General features: G+C 58.9%; 2 protein-coding genes. Both read right to left on the reverse strand.

What is annotated here, in order from left to right; translation table 11 throughout:
* Positions 1-38 precede the first annotated feature (38 nt).
* Positions 39-875 (reverse strand): cache domain-containing protein, encoded by an 837-nt coding sequence (locus OC610_RS27000; protein ID WP_264432369.1) that lies wholly within the window; start codon positions 873-875, stop codon positions 39-41.
* Between the two features lie 180 nt (positions 876-1055).
* Positions 1056-1668 (reverse strand): ATPase (locus OC610_RS27005; RefSeq protein ID WP_264432371.1); only part of this gene is annotated, 613 nt, incomplete at its 5' end.

Here is a 1668-nt window from a genome sequence, read left to right on the forward strand (position 1 = left end):
AGGGGTTCTCCAACAGTCACGAGTCTCATGTTAGAAAATCAAGGACTGTAATACCCCACCGCCACCAGGAAATGCCCCGCCTTCTTCAGATACGCGTGTTTGTTCTCAACCTTCCCCGTCACGGGATTTTTCCAGCGATACTCATATTCCCCCGAGTCCTGCTTGCCGATCATGGCCAGGATCGGCTCGCCCACAGGCTTGCCGTCCGGATCCTTGATCTTCGCGAAATCGGTATTGATCAACCGCAGGTTGGTGCCGTGCCCAACATAGCGACGGGTATCGAGGTCAACGACAAATACATACAAGTCGTCCTGAAGGTAGCCGCCCTTGAGCGAGTTGATCGCCGTCAGCGTGCTTTTCTCGTTCTTCAGCAAATCACCTGCCGCCTTGTCCAACAGCGCCCTGGCCTGTTCGGCGGAGGCCCTTGGCTGGTAGTAGCCGACCGCGAGGATCCGCTCGCCGACCCGCTGGAAATACACATGCTTGCGCTCGACCTTGCCGTCTGCCCAGTTCTGCCAACGATAATCAGCTTGCTGGATACCACTGGCCTCGGGGGTTTTCAGCGCCTCTTTGAAGGCCTTGCGCAAATCAGGTCCCAGCACCTCGGAAACGTCACGTCCGATCAGCGCTGACGAAGGACCGCCGCTGGCAAGCATTACGCCTTGGGTGTCGACTACGAACACGTAGCGGTCCTTGTCGACGAATTCGCCCTGGCGGCTGAACGTGGCGAACGCTTTGTCACCGTTGTCGTGGTAGTAGGCCAGGGCCTTTTCCAGCAATGCCCGGGCGGCCTGGCCGTCGTCCGGCGCGGCGGCCTGGGCCTGGACCAATATCAGCAGTGCGGCCAGCCCGGCCAGCCATCGAATAAACCCCATGCGCGCGCCCTCGTTCTTGTTGGTGTTTCAAGAGCGTAGACGGCGTGGGGTAAGTAGGAGCTGTCGAGTGCAACGAGGCTGCGATCTTTTCCCTGACAATCGAGTCTTGAGCGAAAGATCAAAAGATCGCAGCCTTCGGCAGCTCCTACGGGATTTGGCCCTGACCAGGAGCTACCAGGTTTATTGAGCCCGGTTGCTCAGCTGTTGTTGCAGGTACTGAATCTGCGATTGCAAAGTGTTGATGTTGCGGGTGACCTGGCCGCGGAACGCATCGAATTCGGCGGTGTTGCCCGAACGGTTGTCCTGCTGGCTCTTGAGCACGACCATGTCCTGCTCAAGGCGCTCGATGGCCGAGTTGGAAGTGGCTCGCTTCAGGGCCGTGATGTCGGCACCGATGCTCTTGAGCTGGGCATCCAGGGCACCACCCTCGCCTTGGTTCTTCAGGGCAGTCACTTCAGCCGTCAACGTCTTGAGCTGGGCTTGGAGTTCTTTATTGGCCGCCTGCAACTGGGCGGTGGCATTTTCTTGTGCATTGGCCTGGGTAATGATCTGGGCCAGTTCCTTGCCCAGGTCATCGGACGGACCGAACGCGCCTTGCTGCGGCTTGCTCACCTCCTGCAACCGGCTTTCGAATTGCCGACCCTGCTCCTGCAGCTTGTTGTCCAACTGTTTGATCTGCAGTTTCAAGGCTTCGCTGTCGCTCATGACATTCGACTGGCCGGCGACGACCTTGCCGGAAATGTCCTGCAAGCGCCCCGCCGCATCCTCGCTGATCCGGGCGAAGCTTTCCTGG

The organism is Pseudomonas agronomica, from assembly GCF_025917275.1.
Classification (GTDB): domain Bacteria; phylum Pseudomonadota; class Gammaproteobacteria; order Pseudomonadales; family Pseudomonadaceae; genus Aquipseudomonas; species Aquipseudomonas agronomica.